This is a genomic window from Streptomyces sp. NPDC111744, from assembly GCF_055634995.1.
The window spans coordinates 69,717-93,850 of sequence record NZ_JBVKCG010000015.1; the positions used below are offsets into that span (position 1 = coordinate 69,717).

The window sequence follows — 24,134 nt, forward strand, 5'->3', positions numbered from 1 at the left end:
GGCCCTTCAGGTGATTACCGGACTCCTCGCGAGCCAGGCAGCCGTCGCAGGGTACGACGTCCCAGCAGAGGACGAACGTCGAACGGCGTGAGGAGCTTGGCGATGTACGCAGCAGTCCGGCGGTACCAAGGGGTGACCGATTCGGCCGAGGCCGCACGTCTCGTGAACGAGGGGTTCGTGCCGCTCATGCGACAGGTCCCCGGCTTCGTGGCCTACTACTGGATCGATATCGGGGACGGAGTGATGGTCTCGACCAGCGTCTTCCAGGACCAGGCCGGTGCCGACGAATCGATCTCGAGAGCTGCGGACTTCGTGCGGGACAGCCTTGCGTCACTGCTCCCCAACCCTCCCCAGGTCATGGCCGGCGAGGTGGTGGCTTCCGCCTGACAGCGGTCGGACCACCGCACGAGATGGCCTCCAAGGCTGTACCGGGGGACACTGCTGTGTTCACGACGGGCGGCCCGGCTGATGGCGGAGCGGGGAAACGGGGCGATCGTGAACGTGTCCTCGGCGGCGCCCACGCTCGGCAGTCCCGGCGAGTACGTCCACTACGCGGCGACGAAGGCGGCCGTCGACGCCCTGACCGTGGGCCTCGCCAAGGCACTCGGACCGGACGGGGTGCGGTTCAACGCGGTCGCTCCCGGAGCCGTCGACACCGACATGCACACGGCGATGGGTGACCCCGGCAGGCCCCAACGGATCGGCGCCGCAGCGCCGCTGGCCCGGCCGGCCGGCCGGAGGAGACCGCCGCGGCCATCGCCTGGCTGCTGTCGCCGGAGGCCTCCTACACTACGGGCGCGGTGCTGCGGGTCTCCGCCGGGCGCTGAACCCGGCGCCCGGTCAGGCCGCCTCGATGATCCGTGCGCGGATCGCCTCGGCCCACTCGACCACCAGCAGTTCGTACTCCGCCCGCTCCTGCGCCGACAGTGTTCCGCCCGCACGTAGCCACAGCGCCCGGATGTGCTCGTTGACCTCGGCAGCAGACCGCACGGAACCAGGGGTTCGGGAATCGGGGGACATACCGAACAGCGTAGGTGCAAGAACTGACCGTGCGCTACCGGGTGGCTACGCAGACCGTATGGGGTTGGTCACGGGCGAGACGGCGAGCGGGGGCGCCAAGCCCTGGCATTTGCCGGGCGGGTGGTCGCGCCGCGGATACGGCTGTACGCCCCTACCCTGGACTTCCCCCTCGCCGGAGCCGTTGCGTCGGCCCCAACGCTCCCGAAGAAACGGGGTGTTGGTGGTTGGCCGAGATGAGCCGCCCAGCCGGGCCCACACCACCAGCGACCGCCCCGCGCTCACGCCGTGGGAGTCGCGTTCGGCGAACGGGGCGTGGTCTTCGCGTTCGGTGTTCACGTGACGGTCGGTCGGTGCGGGGGCCGCTTCCGCGCTCGGGTCGTGGTCGTCGCGTTCGGCGTTCACGCGGCGGTCGGTCGCTTCCGCGTTCACGGTGTGGGTGTTGCCTCCTGCGCTCAGGTCGTGGTCGTGCCGCCCGGTGTTGACGCGGCGGTCGGTCGCTTCCGCGTTCACGCCGTAGTCATCCCGCCCGGCGTACACGCCATGTGCAGGCGCTCCCGCGCTCACTCCGTAGGCATCGCTTCCGCCGTCACGCCGTAGTCGTCGCCGAGGCAAGCAGTGCCAGTTTCTCCGCGCCGTCGCTGCCCGGGTCCGGGTGGTAGATGACGAGGGTCTGGCCGGTCGTGCCGCTGACGGCCAGGCGTTCGCGGTTCAGCCGCAGGCGGCCGACCTGGGGGTGGTCGATGTACTTGGCCGCGCCCTCGCAGGCGGCCACGTCGTGGCGGGCCCAGAGCCGGCTGAAGTGGGGGCTCGCGAGGGAGAGTTCACCGATGAGGTCGATGACGCGAGGGTCGTCCGCGTCGGTCCCGACGGACCGGCGGAAACCGGCGATCATGCCGGCGCCCGCGTTCTCCCAGTCCGGGTGGAGGGCCTGCTCGGCGGGGTCGAGGAAGGTGTCCCGCAGCCGGTTGGCGCCGACCGTGAGGCGTGGTGACAGTGCGCTCGCCAGGGCGTTCACGGCGAGCACGTCGAAGTAGCGGCCCTCGACGAGCGCGGGGAGCGGGAGGGCGGCGACGAGTTGGGCGATGCCGGGCGGAACCGTCTCCTTCCGGCGTCGGCGTCGGCGCCGGCGCGGCTGTCCCGCGCCGAGGCTCAGCAGATACGCCGTCGCGGCCTCGTCGAGGCGTAGCACGCGGGCGAGGGACTCCAGGACCTGTACGGAGGGGTTGCGGTCGCGGCCCTGCTCCAGGCGCAGATAGTAGTCGGCGCTGATGCCGGCCAGCATGGCCACCTCCTCCCGGCGCAGGCCCGGCACCCGCCGTGCCCCGAGCACGGGGATCCCGACCTGCTCGGGTGTGACGAGCTCGCGGCGGGCACGCACGTACGCGCCCAGCAGGTTCGGTTCGTCGGTCATCCCGCCACCGTAATGCGGGCCGTCGCTCCCGTGCCTGGTCCTGTCACCCCCAGGACCAGCGGGGCTCTGCCCCGGCAGGGGCCGGCGCGGAAGCGTGGTCGGTGACCTTCATGAGCACAGTGAGGAGCGAGATCATGTCGACGTATCTGCTGGTGCACGGCGCCTGGCACAGCGGAGAGTGCTGGCGGCGGGTCGTCCCGCTGCTGACCGCGGCCGGACACCGGGTGTTTACGCCGTCGCTGACCGGTCACGGCGAGAAAGCCCATCTGCTCGGCCCCGACGTCGGCCTCGACACTCACGTCGACGACGTCGTCGGGCTGATCACCGACGAGGACCTGACCGACGTCGTACTCGTCGGGCACAGCTACGCGGGACTGGTCATCTCGTCCGCCGCCAACCAAGTCCCCAACCGTGTCGGACACTTGGTGTATCTCGACGCGATGCTCCCGGAACACGGCGAGAGCGCCGCCGACGTCCAGCCCGTGACCGGGACCCTGATCGACCGTGCCCTGGCCTCCGACAGCGGCTGGCGAGTTCCGCCGCTGCCCGAACTGCCGCCGCCACACGGCCTGTTCGGGGTCACCGAGCCGGCGGACCTGGCCTGGCTGCGCACGATGCTGACCGACGAGTCGGTGCGCTGCCTCCAGCAGCCGGTCCGGCTGGACAACCCGGCCCTACGCACGATCCCCCGGACCCACATCCACTGTGTGGCCGATGTACCGGAGGGCATCGTGCGCCGTCCGGTCCCCGCGACGGAGCAGGTGTGGCGACTGCCCACCGGCCACGACTGCATGATCACCATGCCGCTGGAACTCACGGAACTCCTGCTCAAGCTCGGCTGATCCCGAGCGGGATATTCGCTGTGCCCAGGGCGGTATGAGGCCATAGCCTCCCCGCATGACGGACCAGGACGAACGCGCGGTACAGGCGGCCATCGACGGCGAGCTGCGGCTTCTCGACCCCGAGGTGCACGCCTCCCCGGACCTCGTCCTGAGGCTTCTCGACCCGGAGTTCACCGAGATCGGGGCGTCCGGCCGCCGCTGGGACGCGGTGTCGGTCCTGACGGTGACCAGCGGAGGATCGGTGTCCCCCGAGTCCCCGGTCCAGGTGAGCGAGATGTCCGGAACCGTGCTCGCTCCGGGCGTCGTACACCTGACGTACTTCGCGGACAACCAGGGGCGCCGGGTCTGGCGCAGCTCCCTGTGGCGGCTGACGGAGACCGGCTGGCGGATGTACTTCCACCAGGGCACTCCAGCCGTCTGACGACCAACCTGCCGCCTCCGGCCGTCTGACGAGCAACCTGCCGCCTCCGGCCGTCTGGCGAGCTAGCCCGCCGACTCCGCCGCGTGCGGGCTCAGCACGTCCGCCGAGACCAGGGCGATGATCACGACGCCGAGGGCGATGCGGTACCAGACGAACGGCATGAAGCTCTTGTTGGAGATCCACTTCATGAACCACGCGATGACCGCGTATCCGGAGGCGAACGCGATCACCGTGGCGAACAGGGTCGGGCCCCAGGCCACATGGCCCCCGCTCACCGAGTCCTTGACCTCGAAGGCGCCGGAGGCCAGCACCGCCGGGACGGCGAGCAGGAAGGAGTAACGGGCCGCCGCCTCGCGCTTGTAGCCCATGAACAGGCCGCCGCTGATGGTCGCGCCGGAGCGGGAGACGCCGGGAATCAGGGCGCAGGCCTGGCAGAGGCCGTAGATCAGGCCGTCCTTCACGCTCAGGTTCTCCAGCGTCTTGCGCTGCTTCGGTGCCCGGTGCCGGCCGCCCGTCTCGTCGCGGGCGGCCAGCCGGTCGGCGATGCCGATGACGACGCCTACGACGATGAGCATGGTCGCCGTGATGCGCAGGTCCCGGAAGGGGCCCTCGATCTGGTCCTTGAGTGTCACACCCAGCAGGCCGATGGGGATCGAGCCGATGACGACCAGCCAGCCCATCTGGGCGTCGTGGTCGCGTCGCATCGCCTTGTCGAACAGCGACCGGAACCAGGCCGAGACGATCCGCCCGATGTCCTTGCGGAAGTAGATCAGCACCGCGGTCTCCGTGCCGATCTGGGTGATCGCCGTGAAGGCCGCGCCCGGGTCCTTCCAGCCGGAGAAGGCCGCGGTCAGCCGCAGATGCGCGCTGGAGGAGACGGGCAGGAACTCGGTCAGCCCCTGGACGAGTCCGAGGATCAGCGATTCAAACCAAGACATGAAGGTGCGGCGTCCCAGGGGTGAGAGAGGGGCTGGCGGACGCGCGGGCGCGCGTGATCATGCGTGTGCAACGGCAGCGTAGCGGGCCGGGTGGCCGCCCGGACACAGGGGTTCGGCGGGCGGACAGGAGTGTGGGGGTGTTGACCGGCCGAGGCACCGACGCTTACGTTTCCCCAGGAGAAAGCGCTTGCTCCCGCACATCGGGGTGCGTGTGCGGCGCACGTCGGGCGACGGTTCGCGCCCATCGTCGGTCCACGCCCCGAGGAGTGCTGATCACGTCCATGCCCCGCACGCCCCTTTCCCCTCTTTCAGGGGTCCCTTTCACCGGTCGCCGCATCCGGGCCGCCGTCGTCGGCGCCGGCGCCATCGGGCGCGGTTCCCATCTGCCCGCGCTCGCCCAGCTGGCCGCGGAGGGCGAGACCGAGGTCGTCGCGGCCGTCGACATCGATGCCACCGCCGTCGAGGCGTTCCGCGCCGAGGCCGGCATTCCGCACGCCTACACCGACCTGGACCTGATGCTCGCCGAGCAGCGGCCCGACCTGGTCACCATCGGCACCCCGCCGACCCTGCACCGGGACCAGACGGTGGCCGCGCTACGGGCCGGCGCCTGGGTGTGGTGCGAGAAGCCGCCGGTGCCGTCCCTCGCCGACTTCGACGCGGTCGAGGCCGAGGAGGGCACGGACGGCGGGCCCTTCGCGTCCATCGTCTTCCAGCACCGGTTCGGCTCCGGCTCCACCCAGGTGCGGCGGCTGCTGGCCGAGGGGGCCCTGGGCCGGCCGCTGGTCGCCCACTGCCAGACCACGTGGTACCGGGACACGGCTTACTACGCCGTGCCCTGGCGCGGCCGCTGGGCGACCGAGGGCGGCGGCCCGGCGATGGGCCACGGCATCCACCAGATGGACCTCCTGCTTGACCTGCTCGGGCCGTGGAGCGAGGTGCGGGGCATGGCCGGCCGGCTGGTGCACGACGTGGAGACCGAGGACGTCTCCACCGCCCTGGTCCGGTTCGCGAACGGCGCCCTGGCGACCGTCGTCAACAGCGTGCTCAGCCCCGACGAGGTCAGCCGTATCCGTATCGACTGCGAGCGCGCGACCGTCGAACTGACCCATCTGTACGGCCACCGCAACGAGAACTGGCGCATCACCCCGGCCCCGGGCGTCCCCGCCGACGAGGTGGCGGCCTGGCAGGACTTCGGGCCGGACGTGCCCAGCTCGCACCTGGCCCAGCTGCGCGAGCTGGTCGCCAGTATGCGCGCGGGGGAGCGGCCGCGCAGCAGCGGCGCCGACGGGCGCACCAGCCTGGAGTTGATCACCGCGCTGTACAAGTCGGCGTTCACCGACACGACCGTGCGTGCGGGCGAGATCGGTCCCGGTGATCCTTATTACACGGACCTGCACGGGGGCGCCCCGGGCTGGGCGCCGGTCGAGCGTGAGGAGGTGTCGGCGTGAGCGGCGAGCTGCGGATCACGCACACCCACGGCGACCGGATCATCGTGACCGAGCCGGTCACCGGGGTGCAGCTCTTCGTCTACGTCTACCGGCCCGAGGCCCCCTGGGAGGCCCCCAAGCCCTATCTGCACCCGATCCGCACCCTCGCCGGGGACGTCGTCACCGACTACCGGCCCAACGACCACCGCTGGCACAAAGGCCTCTCCCTGACCGCCTCGCACCTGTCCGGCGCGAACCTGTGGGGCGGCAACTCCTATGTCCACGGCGAGGGTTACCTCGTCCTCCCGGAGCGCGTCGGCTCGATGCGGCACGTCGGCTTCGACGAGCTGTCGTCGGCGGACGGCCGGCTGGTCGTCGCGGAGCGGCTGACCTGGCATCCGTACGACGGGACGCTGTGGGCGCAGGAGCAGCGGCGCATCGAGGTCCATGACGTCGACCCCGACGCCGGTGTCTGGGCGCTTACTTGGTCCAGTGCGATCACCAACGTCCGTGGCGAACCGCTGCGGTTCGGCAGTCCGACCACTGCCGGGCGTGAACAGGCGGGCTACACCGGCCTGTTCTGGCGCGGGCCGCGCGCCTTCAGGGACGGCCGGATCATCGGCCCCGAGGGCGAGGGACCGGAGCTGATGGGCTCCCAGTCGTCCTGGCTGGCCCTGTCCGGCGAGCACGACGGCGCCGACGGCCATGCCACCGTCGTCTTCGAACACGCCCCGGAGAACGACCACTCGGGCGCGGAAGGCGCCCACCCCGCGCACTGGTTCGTGCGCAACGACCCGTTCGCCGGCATCGCCCCCTCCTGGGCCTTCCACGACGAACTGGAACTGGCGCCCGGCGACACCCTCCGGCGCCGCTACCGGGTCGTCGTCGCGAACGGCGCCTGGGAACGCGCGGACATCGCCAAGTACCTGGAGGCGCATCCGTGGTGAGCGGCGGGGTGTCCGGGTTCGCGGGGCTGCCGGGCGGGGTCGCGGTCTCGCACCTGTGCGTGTACGACTGGCCCGCCGCCGACGGTGTGCGCGGCGGAACCCCCCATCTGCACCTGGCCTGTTCGGAAGGTTACGTCGTCACCGGCGGCCGGGGTGCGGTACAGACGCTCACCACCTCCGGGTACCAGGTCACGCCTCTCGCGGCCGGCACGGTCGCCTGGTTCACGCCGGGCACCGTCCACCGCCTCGTCAACGAGGACGACCTGCGCATCACCGTGCTGATGCAGAACACCGGCCTTCCGGAGGCCGGGGACGCGGTACTGACGCTGCCGCCGCGGTACCTGACCGACCCGGAGACATACGCCTCGGTGACCGCCATCCCGGCGGACGCGCCGGAGGCCGAGCGGGAGCGGATCGCCCGGGCCCGCCGTGACCTCGCCCTGGAGGGCTACCGAGCCCTGCGGGAGGCCACAGGTCCGGAGCCGCTGGCCGCCTTCCACCGGGCCGCCGCCGCCCTCGTACGGCCCCGGCTCGCCGAGTGGCGCGCCCGCTGGGAGTGCGGCGCCCGGGCGGCCGCCGCGGCCACGGGGGAGTACCTCGATCGCCTCGGACAGGGCGATGTCAGCCACCTCGCCGACGCCGTCGTACAGGCTGAACAGCCTTCTGAGCAGGGCCGGTTCGGGATGTGTGGGCGGCTGGACGTGTACCGGCAGGGGCAGTAGGGCCGCAGGGCGCCGACGGTCCGGGGGGTGACCACCCCGGAGCCTGCGGGTGGGCGCGGCCATGGGCACCGGTTCGGGTGATGGTTGGATTTTCCTACTCACGGAGTTATGGTGAGTTCGGATTTCCTACTCACCGGTAATCGAGACTCGCAATCGAGGTCCCCGTGATGCGTGACGCAGTCATCGTCGAAGCCGTACGCACCCCCGTCGGGAAGGGCAAGCCGAACGGGTCCCTGGCGCATGTCCACCCCGTCGAGCTTCTCGCCCACACCCTGCGCACCCTCGTCGAGCGCTCCGGTGTCGACCCGGCCCTCGTCGACGACGTGATCGGCGGCACCGTCGACCAGGTCGGCGAGCAGGCCATGAACACCACCCGCTACGCCGTGCTCTCGGCGGGCTTCCCGGAGACCGTCCCCGCGACCACCGTCGACCGCCAGTGCGGCTCCTCCCAGCAGGCTGTGCACTTCGCGGCGCAGGGGGTCATGTCCGGGGCCTACGACATCGTCGTGGCCTGTGGCGTCGAATCGATGAGCCGGGTGCCGATGTGGTCCAACGTGCCGCCCGGCAAGGACCCCTTCGGCCCCGGAGTCGCCGCCCGCTACCCGGAGGGCCTGGTCCCGCAGGGCATCAGCGCCGAGCTGATCGCGGCGAAGTGGTCGATCAGCCGGGCGGAGATGGACGCGTTCGCGGTCTCCTCGCACCAGAAGGCCGCGGCCTCGTGGGACGCGGGGCTGTTCGACGCCGAGGTGGCGGGGCTGGAAGGGCTCCGCCGTGACGAGTCCGTACGGCCCGGCACCACCGCCGAGATCCTCGCCGGGCTCAAGCCCGCCTACTACGACCCCGGGTTCGCCGAGCGCTTCCCGCAGATCGAGTGGAACGTCACCGCGGGCAACGCCAGCCCGGTCAACGACGGCGCCTCCGCCGTGCTGATCATGGCCGGTGAGACCGCCGCCCGGCTCGGGCTGCGGCCGCTGGCCCGCCTGCACGCGTTCGCCGTGACCGGCTCCGACCCGCTGCTCATGCTGACCGGCGTGATCCCGGCGACGGAGAAGGTGCTGCGCAGGGCCGGGCTGGGCCTCGCGGACATCGACCTCTTCGAGGTGAACGAGGCGTTTTCCAGCGTGGTGCTGGCCTGGCGGCAGGAGACCGGGGCGGATCTGGCGAAGGTCAACGTGCACGGCGGGGCCATCGCGCTGGGGCATCCACTGGGGGCTAGCGGGACCCGGCTGACCACGACGCTGGTACACGCGATGCGGGAGCGTGGCGCTCGCTTCGGGCTGCAGACGATGTGCGAGGCGGGTGGGCTGGCCAACGCGATGATCCTGGAGGCGGTCTGAGAAGGGATCGGAGGGGTGCCGGCGCTGTCTCGTAGTCGCCGTGCCGTCGAGCCCGGTCGCGCCCACCCCGTGGTGGCCGCACATTCAACACGGCCCCGCGCCCCGTGCGCGGCGCTGCCGCTACCGGGGGCCGCGCAGATGGTGGCGCTTTCGCCAGGCCACCACCGCACCCGCCACCGCCGGGACCACGATCGCCGCCACCGAGATCAGGAACACCGGTGACGTCGGTGTCGAGGCCCGGGCGCCTGCCACGACGTACGCGGCGACGTTCGGGATCGAGCCCAGCCCCGTCGCCAGCAGGTACGGCGCGTAGCGCATACGGGAGACGGATGCCGCGTAGTTCGCGGCCCAGAACGGGACGCCGGGGAACAGCCGTACCGCGAGCATCGAACGGAAGCCGTGCTTGCTGAACTGGTTGTCCGCCGCCTTCAGGAGCCGGCCCCGCAGCAGCGGGCGCAGGGCGTCCTGACCGAGCATCCGGCCGAGCGCGAAGGAGAGCCAGGCGCCGAGCAGGGTGCCCGCCATGGCCGCGCCCATGCCCAGCACCGAGCCGAACAGCGCGCCGGCCGCGAGGTTCAGGATCGGTCGCGGCACGAACGCCACCGTGATCAGGCCGTACGCCACCGCGAAGATCACCACCGCGGTGGCGCCCTCGACGTGGGGTGGCCAGCCCTGCGTCATCAGCTTCTGCGGCTCGAAGAGCAGCACGGATGACGCGGCCGCCGCCAGCAGGGCGACGAGCAGGGCCAGGCGGGACCACGGCGACAGCAGCACTCTCGTGCAGCGCGCGGTGAAACTCACCGGACTGGATACGGCAATGGTCAGCTCCTTGGCGGCGGCCGGGGGAACGGCCGTGGCGGTGCCAGAGCGGTTGGCATCGAGCATTCCGTGACACTAGCCGACGGAGATGTGTGATCGCCGTATGGTTCCTGTCCATTGGGCGAAACCGGCGCCACGGAAAACCGTTCGACGTGGGGCGACGCATCGGCAATGATCTGCGTCATGTTCCGGTACGCCTTCCTCTACGCAGCATCCGCAGCCGCGGATGCGCCGAAGGCTGCCGTGCCCGTTCTCCTGGCCGCCGTCGACGGCGCCCGAAGCTGACCCTCCCCGGATCGTCCGGCGGACCCCGCAGGGGGAGGGTCGGCCGGTTCCCCGGGGTCCCCGCGTCTCGTGCTGACGAGACGCATCACCGCAGTTCAGGCTTCGAGGTAGAGCCATGCCCAAGACGGCATACGTCCGCACCAAACCGCATCTCAACATCGGCACGATGGGCCACGTCGACCACGGCAAGACCACCCTGACCGCCGCCATCACCAAGGTCCTCGCCGAGCGCGGCACCGGCACCTTCGTGCCGTTCGACCGCATCGACCGGGCCCCGGAGGAGGCCGCCCGCGGCATCACCATCAACATCGCGCACGTCGAGTACGAGACCGACACCCGGCACTACGCGCATGTGGACATGCCGGGCCATGCCGACTACGTCAAGAACATGGTGACCGGGGCCGCCCAGCTGGACGGGGCGATCCTCGTGGTCTCCGCGCTCGACGGCATCATGCCGCAGACCGCCGAACACGTGCTGCTCGCCCGGCAGGTGGGCGTCGACCACATCGTCGTCGCGCTCAACAAGGCCGACGCGGGCGACGAGGAACTGATCGACCTCGTCGAGCTGGAGGTCCGTGAACTGCTCACCGCGCAGGGCTACGGCGGCGACTCCGTGCCCGTCGTACGGGTCTCCGGGCTCAAGGCCCTGGAGGGGGACCCGCGGTGGACGGCGTCCGTCGAGGCGCTGCTCGACGCGGTGGACACGTACGTTCCGATGCCGGAGCGGTATCTGGACGCGCCGTTCCTGCTGCCGGTGGAGAACGTGCTCACCATCACCGGGCGCGGGACCGTCGTGACCGGTGCCGTGGAGCGGGGGACCGTGCGGGTCGGCGACCGTGTGGAGGTGCTCGGTGCGGACGTCGACACCGTCGTCACCGGTCTGGAGACCTTCGGGAAGCCGATGGCGGAGGCGCAGGCCGGCGACAACGTGGCGCTGCTGTTGCGGGGGGTGCCCCGGGACGCGGTACGGCGCGGGCACGTGGTGGCGGCGCCGGGGAGCGTGGTACCGGCCCGGCGGTTCTCGGCGCGGGTGTATGTGCTGTCGGGGCGCGAAGGGGGTCGTACGACCCCTGTCTCGACGGGTTACCGCCCGCAGTTCTACATCCGTACGGCGGATGTGGTCGGGGACGTCGACCTCGGCGACGTGGCGGTCGCCCGGCCCGGGGACACGGTGGAGATGACCGTGGAGCTGGGGCGGGACGTGCCGCTGGAGGCGGGTCTCGGGTTCGCCATCCGGGAGGGTGGCAGGACCGTGGGCGCGGGGACCGTGACCTCGGTGGAGTGAGGTCGTGGTGAGTGGGGGACCGAGGGCCGGTGGGGGCTGGTCGCGGTCCCCCACTCAGCGGGCCGCATGTCAACACAGCCCCGCGCCCCTGGTACGCATGCGCATCGCACAATGGAGGCGTGAACGAAGCCATACCCGTCGTCCGGGTCACCGATCACGGCACCGCCAAGCTCATGCCCGACGTCGACCGGGAGCGGGCCTGGCTGCTGACCGTCGACGGGGCGCCCCAGTCGTACGTCGATCTCGACGCGCCGACGCATCTGGAGTTCGAGTACGCCCGGCGGCTCGGGTATGTGCTGGACGCGGTGGCGGCGGCCGGGGCGCCCCTGGACGTGCTGCATCTCGGCGGGGGCGCCCTCACGCTGCCCCGGTATGTGGCGGCGACCCGGCCGGGGTCCCGGCAGGACGTCGTGGACGCCGACCGGGGGCTGCTGGACCTGGTCACCGAGCATCTGCCGCTGCCGGACCACACCGGGATCGCCCTGCATGCCGCCGACGCCCGGGGCTGGCTGGAGGGCGCTCCCGGCGACTCGGCCGACGTGCTGATCGCCGACGTCTTCGGAGGGTCCCGGATCCCCGCGCATCTCACCTCGCTGGGCTATGCGCGGGAGGCCGAGCGGGTACTGCGGGACGACGGGGTCTACCTGGCCAATCTCGCGGACTCCGCCCCCTTCGACTTCCTGCGCTCCCAACTCGCCACGTTCGCGGCCCTGTTCCAGGAACTGGCGGTCATCGCCGAGCCGGGGGTGCTGCGCGGGCGGCGGTTCGGGAACGCGGTGCTCATCGCCTCGCACCGGCCCGTCGACACCGGCGGGCTGGCCCGGCGCACGGCCGCCGACGCCTTTCCGGCGCGGGTCGAACACGGGCCCGCCCTGCGGCGGTTCCTCGGCGGGGCCGGGCCGGTGGGGGACGCGGACGCCGTGCCGTCACCCGAGCCCCCCGGCGGAACGTTCGGCATCGGGTGACGTCGGCGTCGGCCGTGCGGTGACCGTGACCGTGCGGCGGGTGAGGTTGCGGACGTCCGGCACCAGGAGGACCGCGGCCGTGACGGCGACGATCAGGCCCGCGCCGCCCCACAGCGCAGGAGTCCGGCCGAAAGCGTCCTCCGCGGGGCCCGCCAGCGCCGTCGCCAGCGGCAGCAGGGAGACGGAGCCGAACCAGTCGTACGCCGAGACCCGGGAGAGCTTCTCCTCGGGTATCTCCTGGTGCAGCACGGTCATCCAGGAGACGCCGAAGACCTCGACCACGGTCCCGGACACGAACATCACCACGTAGAGGATCGCCAGCGGGACGGGGACCGCCAGCGCCGCCGAGGGCAGGGCCAGCGGGAAGACGCAGAGGGTGCCGACGAACAGCGGCCGGCGGGGTTTCCAGCGGGTCATCAGCAGGGCGCCGGCCACCGTGCCCGCGCCGAAGGCGGCCAGCGCCAGGCCCCATGGACCCGGCCCGCCCAGGCTGTCGCGGGCGACGAGCGGGCCGTAGACCGCGTCGGCGGCGCCCACCACCGCGTTCGCGATCGAGAACTGGACGACGATGCCCCACAGCCAGGGGCGCCCTGTGACCTCCCGCCAGCCCTCCCGGAGGTCGGCCAGCATCCCGTCGCCAGGTGCGCGCGGCGGGATGTGGCTGACGTCGAGGAACGAGCGCAGTGTCCCGGCGACGGCGAACCCGGCCGCGTCCACCGCCAGCACCCAGCCGGGGCCCACCGCCGCCACCAGCGCGCCGCCGAGGGCCGCGCCGCCGAGGGCCGCGCCCTGCATCGCGATCCGGAACACGGCGAAGGCGCGGCCTGCCTGTTCCCCGCTCACCGAGGACATCAGCATGCCCTCGGCCGCCGGGCTGAAGAACGCCTGGCCCGTGCCGCCCAGCGCCGTGAGCAGCATCATCTGCCACAGGCGCGGCTCACCCGCGAGCACCAGGACGGCGAAGGTGCCCTGGGAGAGGAAGTTGAGGCAGTTGGCCGCGACCATCACCCGGTGGCGGGGGAACCGGTCCGCGACCGCGCCCCCTATGAGCAGGAACAGCACCAGCGGAAGGGTCCGGGCGGCGGCCACCAGACCGACGTCCCCGCCGTCGCCACCCGCGTCCAGGACCGCGAACGCGGCGGCGACCAGTGAGCCGTTGGCGCCCAGGCTCGTCACGACCGCCGCCGCGGTCAGCAGGCTGTAGTTGCGGCCCGCCCAGCCGGGTCTGTGCAGGCGGCCGGGGGTGCCGGGGGTGCCGGGGGCGTCGGAGGCGGAGGTCACCGCCTGACTATCCCTGCCGGGGGTCCGGCTTGCCAAACCCTTTGGCGGGCCTCAGGCCCCCCTCGTCCGGTCAGCTCCCGGTCGGGGTGCCGTGCAGCCGGACCGTGCTGAGGATCTTCATGATCGTCGCCGTGGGGACCTCTCCGTTGACGCCCTTGGCGCCGTAGAAGTCCCAGGACACCAGGTCGCCGGCCGAGTTCTCGAAGCCGAACGTGATCGCCTTGCCGTCGCTCGCACACTTGCCCTTCTGCGGGGTGTTCGCCGAACGAGCCCAGGCGTAGGCGCCCTTGAGGCCGGACGCGGTGGTGTAGGCGGTGGCCTTCTTGTCGTAGCCGATGGTCTTCTTGTCCGGCTGCGTGTAGCCGCCGTAGACCCACCAGGGGACCTCCCGGACGGCCGCGTCGCCGCCGCTCTTCGCGCCGCTCTCGCCCTTGGTGCCGACCCCCGCGAGGGCCGTGTCCTCGGTCCTGCCGTCCTTGTCGTCGTCGCTGGTGCACCACTTCGACCTGTACTGGGCGGCCCCCGACATGGTGATGATCGGCTTGCCGTCCTTGTCCTCGAAGCCGATGGACGTGCCGGGGGTCAGGACCTCCCAGCCGGCCGGCACGTCGAAGGCCGTGCCCCACTTGGGGTTCACGACGGTCTTCCAGCCCGCGACCGTCGGCTTTTCGGTCTCCTTGCCGCGTGGGTTGTCGTCCGTGGAGGCGGACGCGGACACGGTCGGCGTCGGCGTCGGCGACTGGGTCGCCCGCTGGTCCTTCCCGCTGTCCGCCTTGTCGTCCTTCTTGCCGCCGAGCACCAGGAACCCGGTCACCCCGGCCGCCACGACGACGGCCGCGGCCGCGACGATCGCGACGAGTTTCGTCCGGTTGCCGCCGCCCCCGCCCCCGCCCTGCGGTGCCCGCGGCCCGCCGGCGGGTCCCGGCGGACCCCACTGCGGCTGGTGCCCGTACCCGCCCTGCTGCGGATACTGCTGGTATCCGGGTTGCTGGTACGGATTCGGCTGCTGATAACCCGGTTGCTGATACGGGTTGTTCCGCGGGTACTGCTCGCCCCCTGGCGGCTGCTGTTCTGGCCACATGGCCCGTAACCCTAGTGCCGCCCGGGACGTCGTACACCCCTGGCGTCGGCGCAGGCCACGGCGGCAGGTCACCGCCACCACGACGACGATCTGCGCACCGGCACTGTTCAGACCCTGCTACCCGTGAGTAACATGGCCGTCATGAGCACAGACCAGATGTCGATCGGCGAGATGCTCGCCGCCACGGTCCCGATGGTGCGGACCCTCAACCTGGAGTACCTGGAGACCACTCCGGAGCGGGCCGTGCTGTCCCTTCCGGACCAGGGTGACTTCCACAACCACATCGGCGGGCCGCACGCGGGCGCGATGTTCACCCTCGCCGAGTCGGCGAGCGGCGCGATCGTCCTCGCCGCCTTCGGCGACCAGCTCTCCCGGGCCGTGCCGCTCGCCGTCAGCGCCGAGATCGCCTACAAGAAGGTGGCTCTCGGGCCGGTCAGGGCGACCGCGACCCTGGGCCGCCCGATCGCCGACGTCGTCGCCGAACTCGACGAGGGCAAGCGTCCCGAGTTCCCGGTCGCCGTCGCCATCCAGCGCGAGGACGGCGCGGTGACCGGCGAGATGACCGTTGTCTGGACACTCCGCCCCAACGGCTGAGCGATCGCGGACGCTCCCGTCCGCCGAGACCGGGGCGGGCAGGCCGTCCAGCTGTCGCGGCCGGCTACTCCTCGATGAAGGCGAGGATGTCGGGGTTGAGGACGTCAGGGTGCGTCGACAACATGCCGTGCGGGTAGCCGTCGTAGCTCTTGAGCCGGCCGTTCTTGAGCAGCTCGGCGGACTTCGGACCGGCGTCGGCGTACGGCACGACCTGGTCGCCCGTGCCGTGCATCACGAGCACCGGGACCTCGATCTTCTGGAGGTCCTCGGTGAAGTCGGTCTCGGAGAAGGCCTTGATGCACTCGTAGTGCGCGTTGGCGGCGCCTGTCATGCCCTGGAGCCACCAGTGGTCGATCAGGGCCTGCGACTTCTCGACCCCGGGCTGGTCGAAGTTGTAGAACGGCCCCGACGGCACGTCGATGTAGAACTGGGCGCGGTTGGCGGCCAGCGCGGCGCGGAACCCGTCGAACACCTCGATGGGCAGGCCCTCGGGGTTGCTCTCCTTCTTCACCATGACCGGGGGGACGGCCGCGACGAGGACGGCCTTGAAGACACGCCCCGGCTTGGCCCGCGCGACGTAGCGAGCGACCTCGCCGCCGCCGGTGGAGTGGCCGATGTGCACCGCGTCCTTCAGGTCGAGGGCGTCGGTCAGCGCGACGACGTCGGCCGCGTAGGTGTCCATGTCGTGACCGGTGGCGGTCTGGCTCGAACGGCCGTGGCCGCGCCGGTCATGGGCGATGACGCGGTACCCCTTGGACAGGAAGTACAGCAACTGGTTGTCCCAGTCGTCGGCGCTCAGCGGCCAGCCGTGGTGGAAGACGATGGGCTTGCCGTCGCGGGGGCCCCAGTCCTTGTAGAAGAGGGTCGTGCCGTCGGATGTGGTGACCGTGCTCATTGTTCATCCTTACGTGAGGCCGGCCGGACCGGCCGCTCCTGGGCAGGCCCGGATTCCGCGGCCGAGAGGCATGCGCGGGTTCCGAGATGTGTTGGTCGGCCGCCGCCTCATCGCAGGGACGAGGCTGCCGACTGGATCACTTTCGTCACGGCTGCCGGGTCCGACACCAGCGTGAGGTGCGAACCGCCGTTGTAGACGGTCACGTTGGCCTTCGCGCGGCGCGCCATCATCTTCTTCGAGTCGGGCGTGATGATCTGATCGCCGGTGCTGATGAAGTACCAGGAGGGGATCGTCTTCCACGCCTGGTACTTGGAGGGGGTGTTGAAGGCCACCGTGGTCGCGGCGCGCTGTGTGGCCCAGAGGTTGACCGCCTGGTCATGGGGCAGACCGTTCGCGAACTTGCTGACGAACACGTTCTCCTTGAGGTACAGCGCGGACGCCTTGGACGGTGCGTTGGGGTACGGCACGGCGTCGTACAGATCGGTCGGCTTCCCCTTGGTCAGGACGGACGTCGGGCCGCTGAGCTGCGCCGTGGTCTCCCCGACCGCCGGTGCGGCGGCGTCGACGTAGACGAGTGCCTTGACGTTGGCGACTCCCTGGGCGGCGTTGGTGATCACCGAGCCGCCGTAGGAGTGCCCCACCAGGACGATCGGGCCCTTGATGCTCTTGAGGAAGTAGTTGACGGTCTGCGCGTCGGTCGTCAGGTTCTCCAGCGGGTTGCCGATGGCGCGCACCGGGTAGCCCGCGCGGCGCAGGAGAGTGACCTCGCCGTTCCAGCTCGACGTGTCCGCCCACGCCCCGTGCACGAGGACGACCGTGGGTTTCGTCTGCTTGCCGGCCGTGGGGCCGGTGCTCGCCGTCCCGCCCGGTGGGGCCGCGGCGAGCATGCTGGTGACGGCGATCGTGACGGCCGTCAGAGTCATCGGGAGATTCCGCCGCCGTGCGGTGGACGCCATCGGAAGCCTCCTTGTTCCAGCTTCTCCGGAGGGAACGCGTCCCGGCAGGAAGGGCCGGCACGCGGATCGGAGAAGAAGCCCGCCGCACCGATGGACACGCCCCTGGCTCTCCACACGACGGTAGCGCCATGCCGCCGCATCAGCACCTGGGCCGGGAACGGCCGGGCCGGAGCGCCGAAGAGGTCCGGGACAGAGGCATGCGGTCCCGCCGTCCCTCCTCCTCCCCTCTCGTCCGCGAACCCGAAGCCCTCAGGAATGCCCTCCGGGAACTTGCGCCGCAACCGGATCCGACGGCCGCGGGACTCGCAGTCGGTACGGGCCGCGGCTAACCTCCCACGCCCGACATCCGGCCCGGACTGGTCTCGACGACCATCCTCATGAGCGGTCGCCTGGCCGGACGCCGGACGCCGGACGCCGGACGCCGGACGCCGGACGCCGGACGCCGGATGCCGGACGCCGGACGCCGGACGCCCGGTGCCTTCGGCCGGCCGGCACCGCGCGCGGGGTGGACACCCTGAGCCGGACCTGCGGGGCCCGCCCCCGCGCCACCAGGCGTTTCCCCTTCGACCGCGGCCCCTCGACCCACGTCGGAACCTCGGTTCCGCTGTGACCCGGCGGGTGTACGGCTCCCCTCCGGCGTGGCTCGCTCAGGCGGCCCGGTCGTGGCGTGTGGTCTCGTCGGTTGCCAGGCCCGCCACGAACTCCTTGAGCCATGCCGTGAACTCGGGCCCCAGGTCCGGGCGTTCGCAGGCGAGCCGGACCACCGTGCGCAGGTAGTCGGCCTTGTCGCCGGTGTCGTAGCGCAGTCCGTCGAAGACGACCCCGTGCACCGTGCCGCCCGCGGCCAGCTCCTGCAGCGCGTCGGTCAGCTGGATCTCGCCGCCCCGGCCCGGCGCGGTCCGCTCCAGGACGCCGAACACCTCGGGGTCGAGGACATAGCGGCCGATGACGGCGTAATTGCTGGGCGCGTTCTCCGGGGACGGCTTCTCCACCAGGCCGGTCACCCGCACCACGCCGTCCTCGCCGGTGTGCTCGACGGCGGCACAGCCGCAGAGGTGGACCTGGGCCGGGTCGACCTCCATCAGCGCCACCACACTGCCGTCGAAGCGATCGCGGACGTCCAGCATCCGGCTGAGCAGGGTCTCGCGCGCGTCGATCAGATCGTCCCCGAGCAGCACCGCGAACGGCTGGTCGCCCACATGGTGCTTGGCGCACAGCACCGCGTGGCCCAGGCCGAGCGGGTCGCCCTGGCGGATGTGGTGGATGTCGGCGAGCCGTGCCGGATCGCGTACGGCGTCCAGGCGCACGGTGTCGCCCTTGGCGGCCAGCGCCTGCTCCAGCTCGAAGGCGTTGTCGAAGTGGTCCTCGATGGCCCGCTTGTGCCGGCCGGTGACCATGAGGATGTCGTCGAGCCCGGCCTTGGCGGCTTCCTCGACGACGTACTGGATCGCCGGCTTGTCGACGACCGGCAGCATCTCCTTCGGGGTCGCCTTGGTGGCGGGCAGGAAACGGGTGCCGAGTCCGGCGGCAGGGACGACGGCCTTGCGCACCGACCGGGGGGATGTGGTCGGGGGGGAGGTGTGGGGGGCGGTCATGCGGCACATGGTGGCCGACCGGGATGAGAGCGGGCCGAGAGAAACGTGGGAGACGGCTGTGGAAGGCCGCGCTCCGCCGCCTGTGCCGGCGGCCGTCCGGTAGTTGAAGGTTTCGTGTGCCACCGGACCCGCGGCACACACAAGTTGAACCTGTGCGCCCGCCGAATCCGAGCCGGTTGTGGATACCGACGGTAACTTATCTGAATTCGCGGAACTTTGAACTTAGGTCACCCCAACTTCTTGTTTCCTGTAAGACCCGTGTGCGAAGGTGAGCCTCCCCGCGGGAGGGTCCAGAAGCCGGTACGGCCGTTCGGTCGGTCCTTATGGGCTCCAAAAGGTACGCACCAATCAGGCACTGCATTCCGTCAGGGCGCCATTTCGCATGCCGTCCTGCGGCTCGGAAGGAAATGGTTCAGTGCAATCCCCCCACCCCCCACGCCCGCCTTACCCGCCGCACCCCGGTTCGACCCCGGGGGAGTCCGACCGCAATCTCATCGCCCAGCTCACCGGAACCCCCGCGGCCAGGCACCATGCCGTCGCCCTGCTGCTCACCCGGCACTGGCGCGCCACCTGTGACTACGCGGCCGTCTGCCTCGCCTCCGCCACGCCCGCCGTGCAGTTGGTCGCCAGCGCCGCCTTCGAGCGGGTGCTCGGCCGGCTGGCCGCCGGCGCCGTCGGCGGTGCCCTGCGTCCGCAGCTCCTCGTGGCCGTACGGGAGACGGTCCGCGCCTGGGCCGCCGACGAGGCCATTTCCGTGGTCGTACCGGAACTGCGCAAAACCACCGGCGGCCGTGGACTCAGCGCCGCAAGACCGGGCACTCCGGAAAGACGACAACTCGCAAAACGCGCTTTCCAAGCTCTTCCCGCAGCCTCGCAATGCCTCCTCTGGCACACCGAGGTCGAAGCCGAACCCATAAACATACCCGCCGGTCTGTTGGGTGTCGACACCCCTACCGCGACGGCCGCCCTCGACCAGGCCCGTGAACAACTCCGGACCGGCCTGGTACGCGCCCACCGGGAACTAGCGCCCTCGAAGGAATGCCGTTTCTACAACCGACTCCTCGACGTCCCCATTCGCCGGGGCGGCTCTCTGCTCCCCGATGTGCAACAGCACCTGACGGTATGCCGGTACTGCCGGGACGCCGCCGAACAACTCAGCCATTTCGACGGCGGCCTGGAGGTCCTGCTCGCCGAGACCGTGCTCGGCTGGGGCGCGCGCCGCTATCTCGACTCGCGGCTGGGCCACGGCGCCGTCGAGGCCTGGCCGGCCGCCACCGAACCCGAGCATCCGGCGGTGCCCGGCGGCCGGCACCGCATGTCCGAGGGCAGCCGGCGCAAGGCCGTCGCGGCCGGTGTCGGCCTGGTCTCCCTGGCACTGCTCGCCACCGTGCTCGTGGCCAAGGGCTGGTCCGACGACAACGGTGTCCCGCACCCCGGCACCACCACCTGGGGCGCCCCCAGTACCGGCACCACCCGGTCCGGCCCCGACCAGAAGCCGCCCACTGCCACCTCCCCGTCCCCGGCCTCCGCGGGCGAGCCCGTCGAGATCGCCCACGGCAGACTGCGCAGCCTCGACTCCGGGCTCTGCCTGGACGCGCGCGGCGGCCGGGTGCGGGTGGGCGCGGACCTGCGGCTCGGCAAGTGTTCGGACAGCGGGTCCCAGCAGTGGTCGTACCAGGACGACGGCATGCTGCGCAGCGCGCTCGACCCCGCCCTCTGTCTCGCCGCCGACCCCGGCGCGCACAGTGTCGTGGTCGCCGGCTGCCTGGTGCACGCGGGCGAGGTGTCCTACGACCTGACGGTCCGCGGCGAACTCCTGCTGCGCTGGGACAAGGACCTCGCGCTGGCCGTGGACGGCACGAGGGTGGCCGTGGCCCGGCGGAACGGGTCGTTCAAGCAGCGATGGGAGCTGGCGTCGGACGGCGGGGGCGAGCCGGTGACGCCGGACGCCATGCCCTCCGCGCCACCCGGGCCGAAGAAGGACGACAGGTCGGACGCTCCCGCTTCCCCTCCCGATCCGGTGGATCCGCAGCAGACACCCCGGCAGCCGCAGGAGACCTACAGCACACGGGTCGCGCAGATCGGCTCCCATGACGGCCCCACCCCGGTCGTACCGCCAGAGCCGCAGGAGCCGCCCGAGCCCGTCGCAACGCTCGCCGGAAGGGCCGACGAGGTCCTGGAGGCCGTGCCGGCCACGGTGACAGGTGTCGTGAGCGGGGTGGGGAACCTGCTCGGCTAGCCGGCAGGCGGGTTTCGAGCGGTTTCGAGCAGTGGAGGGCCACGGTGTGAAGTGGCCCTCCGCTTTCGGTTCTTGTCGGCGCCGGGCCGTTTTCTGTTCAGATCGTTGACACGAGTCACCACCGGATCTACGTTTCCGACGCGCCGGTGGTGCGGCTGACGGATCGTCAAGGTCGTGTGGTGGTTGTTGCGTTCACAGGCCGAACGCGGTCCGGGCGCCCGGGCGCGCCTTCGCGGTTCACATCGTCGTGCCCGCACACCGAAGGAGTGACGGCTCATGTCCGACACCGTCTCCCGACGATCCGCCCTGCGACTGACGGCCGGCGCCATCGCGGTCGCCGCCGCGGCCACCGGCGGACTCGTCCCGCTCACGTCCGCCGCGGCGGCCGGCAGACCCGAGGCCGGGGCCGGCCCCCGGGTCGAGGGGCTGATCGCCAGACTCACGCTGGACGAGAAGATCTCCCTGCTGCACGGGGCCACCGACCCCGACTCGCTCGGCCAGGCCGGCTATGTGCCCGGCGTCCCCCGGCTGGACATCCCGCCCCTCAGACTCGCCGACGGCCCGGCCGGCGTCCGTATCACCGAGCACGCCACCGCCCTGCCCGCGCCCGTCCTGCTCGCCTCCGCCTTCGACCCCGAACTGGCCCGCCGCTACGGCCAGGTGATCGGCCGCGAGGGCCGCGCCCTCGGCCAGGACGTCCTGCTCTCCCCGATGGTCAACCTCATCCGCACCCCCTACGCGGGCCGTAACTTCGAGACCTTCAGCGAGGATCCGCTGCTCGCCTCCGATCTGGTCGCCGCCGAGATCGGCGGTATCCAGGGCGAGGGACTGATCGCGACCGTCAAGCACTTCGCCCTCAACAACCAGGAGAAGGACCGCAATTCGATCGACGTGCAGGCCGGCGAACAGACGATGCACGAGATGGAGCTGCGCGGCTTCGAGGCGGCGGTGGACGCCGGCACCGGCGCCGTCATGGGCGCCTACAACAAGGTCAACTCCACCTTCGCCTGCGAGAACAAGACCCTTCTCACCGACATCCTGCGCGACCAGTGGGGCTTCCGGGGCTGGGTGATGACCGACTGGTTCGCCGCGCACAGCACGGTCGCCGCGATCACCGCCGGCCTCGACATGGAGATGCCCGACGGGACCTACTTCGGTACGGCCCTCAGGTCGGCGGTGCAGAACGGCAGCGTGGCCGAGAAGTACGTCGACCGGGCGGTACGGCGGATCCTCGCGGTGATGGACCGCTTCGGCCTCCTCGACGGCAGCGCACCGCCGCGCCCCGACCGCGACGCCGAGGCGGGTGCGGCCGTGGCCCTGGAGGTCGCCAAGGCGGGCGCGACCCTGTTGCGCAACGAGCGCCGCACTCTCCCCCTGGACGGCGGCAGCGTCGCGGTGATCGGACCGACCGGCTCGCTGCCCTTCGTCAGCGGCGGCGGCAGCGCCCATGTCATCCCCGACCGCGCCGACAGTCCCCTCGACGCCATCAGGGCCCGCGCCCGCGGCACGGTCACCTACGCCCTCGGCGAGGATCTGTTCGGCAAGGCCGTCCCCGCGTCCGCCCTCAGCCCCGCCTTCGACAGCGAGGGGCAGCAGGTCGCCGCCGGGAAGAACTGGGAGTACGACGGCACGCTCACCGTGGGCGAGGCCGACGAGTGGACGTTCGTCCTCCACTTCTCGTCCGCGGCCACCGCCCGACCCACGGTCCTGCTGGACGGCGAGGACCTGTTCCCCATCGCACCCGGATACGGCGAGTACTTCTCCGGCGGGCTCGTCGCCGTCGCCCCCGACGGCCTCGGCGTGCGCCGCGCCACTCTCCAACTCGCCAAGGGCGTGCACAAGTTGAAGATCGCGGCGGCCGGAGGTGACTCCGGTCTGCTGTTCCGGCTGCGCCGGATCACCGGAGCCACCCGGGCCCGGGACGTCGCCGAAGCCGTGAGCGCGGCCCGCGCCGCACGCCATGCCGTGCTGTTCGCCTACGAGGACGCCACCGAGGGCCTCGACCGTACGACCCTCGCCCTGCCCGGCCGTCAGGAGCAGCTGATCCGGGCGGTGACCGCGGCCAACCCGCGCACCACCGTCGTCCTCAACACCTCGTCGTCCACCTCGATGCCGTGGCTCGCGGACACCGGAGCCGTGCTCCAGATGTACTACCCCGGCCAGGAGGGCGCGGCCGCCACCGCCGCCGTCCTCTTCGGCGACAGCGACCCCGGAGGGCGTCTCACCCAGTCCTTCCCGGTCGACGACGACCACCACCCGGTCGCCGGGGACCCGCGCCGCTACCCCGGCGTCGACGGCACCGAGGAGTACTCGGAGGGCATCCACGTCGGCTACCGCTGGTACGACGCGCAGGGCGTGCGGCCCCTCTTCCCCTTCGGGCACGGACTGTCGTACACCTCCTTCGCCTACTCCGACGCTCAGGCGCGCTGGACGCGCGGCGGCCTGGAGGTGTCGTTCACCGTGCGCAACACCGGGCGCAGGACGGGAGTCGAGGTGCCGCAGGTGTATGTCGGACGCTCGCCGGACCTCCGACTCGACCAGGCGGTAAGGGTGTTGGGCGGATTCCGGCGGCTGGTGCTGCGGGCTGGGGAGCGGCGGCGGGTGACCGTGCGGGTCGCCACGCGCACCCTGTCGTCGTGGGACGCGCGCCGCCATCGCTGGACGCTCGGCACCGGGCGGCGCACCGTCTGGGTGGGCGCATCGTCGGGCGACCTGAGGCTGCGCACCAGCGCACGGGTGAGCGGCTGAGATCACTGAATCCATGTCAATGGGCGGTCGGCGGGCGAAGGCTCTCCGGCCGCTTTACTTCAAGGGTTTACAAGGATTTTCCCCATCGCGTGTTTCATGTGAAGTAATACACTTGGCGACAGGTTTTTGTCAGGCTTGGGTCAGGGTTGGTGCAGGCTTCGTGCAGGGACGCTCGCCGTGTGTTTCCGGTGTGCCACGATCGAGCCAGCGGGCCGAAGTCATCCGGAATTTACAGAGCTCGGCGCGGCCGCACGGGGTGTTGCGCCGAGGTGAGTGCCGGGTGAATGACCGGGGTGCTTTGACGGTCTTGTGACGGTGTGACGCCA

General features: G+C 71.4%; 22 protein-coding genes and 1 pseudogene. 13 read left to right on the forward strand and 10 right to left on the reverse strand.

Translation table 11 applies throughout. The features are described from left to right. The first annotated feature begins 102 nt into the window (after positions 1 to 102). Both ACZ7OO_RS29035 and ACZ7OO_RS29040 read left to right on the forward strand, forming a co-directional pair. Positions 103 to 387 carry a hypothetical protein gene (locus tag ACZ7OO_RS29035; protein ID WP_471509138.1) on the forward strand — a complete coding sequence of 95 codons (285 nt, stop codon included), beginning with the start codon at positions 103 to 105 and terminating at the stop codon, positions 385 to 387. A 54-nt stretch (positions 388 to 441) separates the two neighbouring features. After that, a pseudogene (locus tag ACZ7OO_RS29040) lies at positions 442 to 827 on the forward strand (SDR family oxidoreductase). A 13-nt stretch (positions 828 to 840) separates the two neighbouring features. Here ACZ7OO_RS29040 and ACZ7OO_RS29045 read toward each other — a convergent pair. The 3 genes from ACZ7OO_RS29045 to ACZ7OO_RS29055 all read right to left on the reverse strand — a co-directional run bounded on the left by ACZ7OO_RS29045 (position 841) and on the right by ACZ7OO_RS29055 (position 2,431). Next, positions 841 to 1,020: a hypothetical protein gene (locus tag ACZ7OO_RS29045; protein ID WP_471509140.1), complete on the reverse strand. Its 180-nt coding sequence runs from the start codon at positions 1,018 to 1,020 to the stop codon at positions 841 to 843. A 45-nt stretch (positions 1,021 to 1,065) separates the two neighbouring features. Further along, positions 1,066 to 1,530 (reverse strand): hypothetical protein, encoded by a 465-nt coding sequence (locus ACZ7OO_RS29050; protein WP_471509142.1) that lies wholly within the window; start codon positions 1,528 to 1,530, stop codon positions 1,066 to 1,068. A 76-nt stretch (positions 1,531 to 1,606) separates the two neighbouring features. Continuing rightward, on the reverse strand, positions 1,607 to 2,431 hold the full coding sequence (locus ACZ7OO_RS29055) for a helix-turn-helix domain-containing protein (RefSeq protein WP_471509144.1): 825 nt from the start codon (positions 2,429 to 2,431) through the stop codon (positions 1,607 to 1,609). 134 nt (positions 2,432 to 2,565) lie between these two features. On the opposite strand from ACZ7OO_RS29055, the gene ACZ7OO_RS29060 reads away from it, so the two are divergent. Next, the gene (locus tag ACZ7OO_RS29060) at positions 2,566 to 3,273 is read left to right on the forward strand and encodes an alpha/beta fold hydrolase (protein ID WP_471509381.1); all 708 of its coding nucleotides are present in this window, start codon (positions 2,566 to 2,568) and stop codon (positions 3,271 to 3,273) included. 55 nt (positions 3,274 to 3,328) lie between these two features. Further along, positions 3,329 to 3,694, forward strand: a complete 366-nt coding sequence (locus ACZ7OO_RS29065) for a nuclear transport factor 2 family protein (RefSeq protein WP_471509146.1) — start codon at positions 3,329 to 3,331, stop codon at positions 3,692 to 3,694. Between the two features lie 62 nt (positions 3,695 to 3,756). On the opposite strand, the gene ACZ7OO_RS29070 is transcribed toward ACZ7OO_RS29065, so the two are convergent. Next, positions 3,757 to 4,632 carry an undecaprenyl-diphosphate phosphatase gene (locus ACZ7OO_RS29070; RefSeq protein WP_471509148.1) on the reverse strand — a complete coding sequence of 292 codons (876 nt, stop codon included), beginning with the start codon at positions 4,630 to 4,632 and terminating at the stop codon, positions 3,757 to 3,759. A gap of 281 nt (positions 4,633 to 4,913) precedes the next feature. Here ACZ7OO_RS29070 and ACZ7OO_RS29075 point away from each other — a divergent pair, with 281 nt between their 5' ends. The 4 genes from ACZ7OO_RS29075 to ACZ7OO_RS29090 all read left to right on the forward strand — a co-directional run bounded on the left by ACZ7OO_RS29075 (position 4,914) and on the right by ACZ7OO_RS29090 (position 9,065). Continuing rightward, the gene (locus tag ACZ7OO_RS29075; RefSeq protein ID WP_471509149.1) at positions 4,914 to 6,080 is read left to right on the forward strand and encodes a Gfo/Idh/MocA family protein; all 1,167 of its coding nucleotides are present in this window, start codon (positions 4,914 to 4,916) and stop codon (positions 6,078 to 6,080) included. Beyond that, complete coding sequence (locus ACZ7OO_RS29080; protein WP_471509151.1) at positions 6,077 to 7,006, forward strand: DUF6807 domain-containing protein; 930 nt, start codon at positions 6,077 to 6,079, stop codon at positions 7,004 to 7,006. Before ACZ7OO_RS29075 ends, ACZ7OO_RS29080 begins: the two co-directional genes overlap by 4 nt. Beyond that, positions 7,003 to 7,728: a cupin domain-containing protein gene (locus ACZ7OO_RS29085; RefSeq protein WP_471509153.1), complete on the forward strand. Its 726-nt coding sequence runs from the start codon at positions 7,003 to 7,005 to the stop codon at positions 7,726 to 7,728. The genes ACZ7OO_RS29080 and ACZ7OO_RS29085 overlap by 4 nt, the downstream gene beginning before the upstream one ends. A 167-nt stretch (positions 7,729 to 7,895) precedes the next feature. Next, positions 7,896 to 9,065, forward strand: a complete 1,170-nt coding sequence (locus tag ACZ7OO_RS29090; protein ID WP_471509154.1) for a thiolase family protein — start codon at positions 7,896 to 7,898, stop codon at positions 9,063 to 9,065. A 120-nt stretch (positions 9,066 to 9,185) separates the two neighbouring features. On the opposite strand, the gene ACZ7OO_RS29095 is transcribed toward ACZ7OO_RS29090, so the two are convergent. Then, positions 9,186 to 9,950 carry a TVP38/TMEM64 family protein gene (locus tag ACZ7OO_RS29095; RefSeq protein ID WP_471509156.1) on the reverse strand — a complete coding sequence of 255 codons (765 nt, stop codon included), beginning with the start codon at positions 9,948 to 9,950 and terminating at the stop codon, positions 9,186 to 9,188. A 334-nt stretch (positions 9,951 to 10,284) separates the two neighbouring features. On the opposite strand from ACZ7OO_RS29095, the gene tuf reads away from it, so the two are divergent. Beyond that, on the forward strand, positions 10,285 to 11,454 hold the full coding sequence (gene tuf, locus ACZ7OO_RS29100; protein ID WP_352222128.1) for an elongation factor Tu: 1,170 nt from the start codon (positions 10,285 to 10,287) through the stop codon (positions 11,452 to 11,454). Positions 11,455 to 11,573: 119 nt separating this feature from the next. After that, complete coding sequence (locus tag ACZ7OO_RS29105; protein ID WP_471509158.1) at positions 11,574 to 12,419, forward strand: spermidine synthase; 846 nt, start codon at positions 11,574 to 11,576, stop codon at positions 12,417 to 12,419. Here ACZ7OO_RS29105 and ACZ7OO_RS29110 read toward each other — a convergent pair. Further along, positions 12,381 to 13,700 carry an MFS transporter gene (locus ACZ7OO_RS29110; protein ID WP_471509160.1) on the reverse strand — a complete coding sequence of 440 codons (1,320 nt, stop codon included), beginning with the start codon at positions 13,698 to 13,700 and terminating at the stop codon, positions 12,381 to 12,383. The genes ACZ7OO_RS29105 and ACZ7OO_RS29110 overlap by 39 nt on opposite strands. Before the next feature lie 70 nt (positions 13,701 to 13,770). Next, positions 13,771 to 14,781, reverse strand: coding sequence for a DUF8017 domain-containing protein (locus ACZ7OO_RS29115; RefSeq protein WP_471509162.1), 1,011 nt, complete (start codon positions 14,779 to 14,781; stop codon positions 13,771 to 13,773). A 156-nt stretch (positions 14,782 to 14,937) separates the two neighbouring features. Between ACZ7OO_RS29115 and ACZ7OO_RS29120 the strand changes: the two genes are divergently transcribed. Then, positions 14,938 to 15,375, forward strand: coding sequence for a DUF4442 domain-containing protein (locus ACZ7OO_RS29120; RefSeq protein WP_453383228.1), 438 nt, complete (start codon positions 14,938 to 14,940; stop codon positions 15,373 to 15,375). Between the two features lie 64 nt (positions 15,376 to 15,439). Here ACZ7OO_RS29120 and ACZ7OO_RS29125 read toward each other — a convergent pair whose 3' ends face one another. The 3 genes from ACZ7OO_RS29125 to galU form a co-directional block, all read right to left on the reverse strand. Beyond that, positions 15,440 to 16,270, reverse strand: a complete 831-nt coding sequence (locus ACZ7OO_RS29125; protein ID WP_471509164.1) for an alpha/beta fold hydrolase — start codon at positions 16,268 to 16,270, stop codon at positions 15,440 to 15,442. A gap of 107 nt (positions 16,271 to 16,377) precedes the next feature. After that, a complete protein-coding gene (locus ACZ7OO_RS29130; RefSeq protein WP_471509166.1) occupies positions 16,378 to 17,226 on the reverse strand; it encodes an alpha/beta hydrolase in 849 nt (282 codons plus the stop codon). Between the two features lie 647 nt (positions 17,227 to 17,873). Beyond that, a complete protein-coding gene (galU, locus tag ACZ7OO_RS29135) occupies positions 17,874 to 18,821 on the reverse strand; it encodes a UTP--glucose-1-phosphate uridylyltransferase GalU (RefSeq protein WP_471509168.1) in 948 nt (315 codons plus the stop codon). 415 nt (positions 18,822 to 19,236) lie between these two features. Between galU and ACZ7OO_RS29140 the strand changes: the two genes are divergently transcribed. After that, positions 19,237 to 21,060 (forward strand): ricin-type beta-trefoil lectin domain protein, encoded by a 1,824-nt coding sequence (locus ACZ7OO_RS29140; protein ID WP_471509170.1) that lies wholly within the window; start codon positions 19,237 to 19,239, stop codon positions 21,058 to 21,060. 276 nt (positions 21,061 to 21,336) lie between these two features. Then, a complete protein-coding gene (locus ACZ7OO_RS29145; RefSeq protein ID WP_471509171.1) occupies positions 21,337 to 23,808 on the forward strand; it encodes a beta-glucosidase in 2,472 nt (823 codons plus the stop codon). The last annotated feature ends 326 nt before the right edge of the window (positions 23,809 to 24,134 follow it).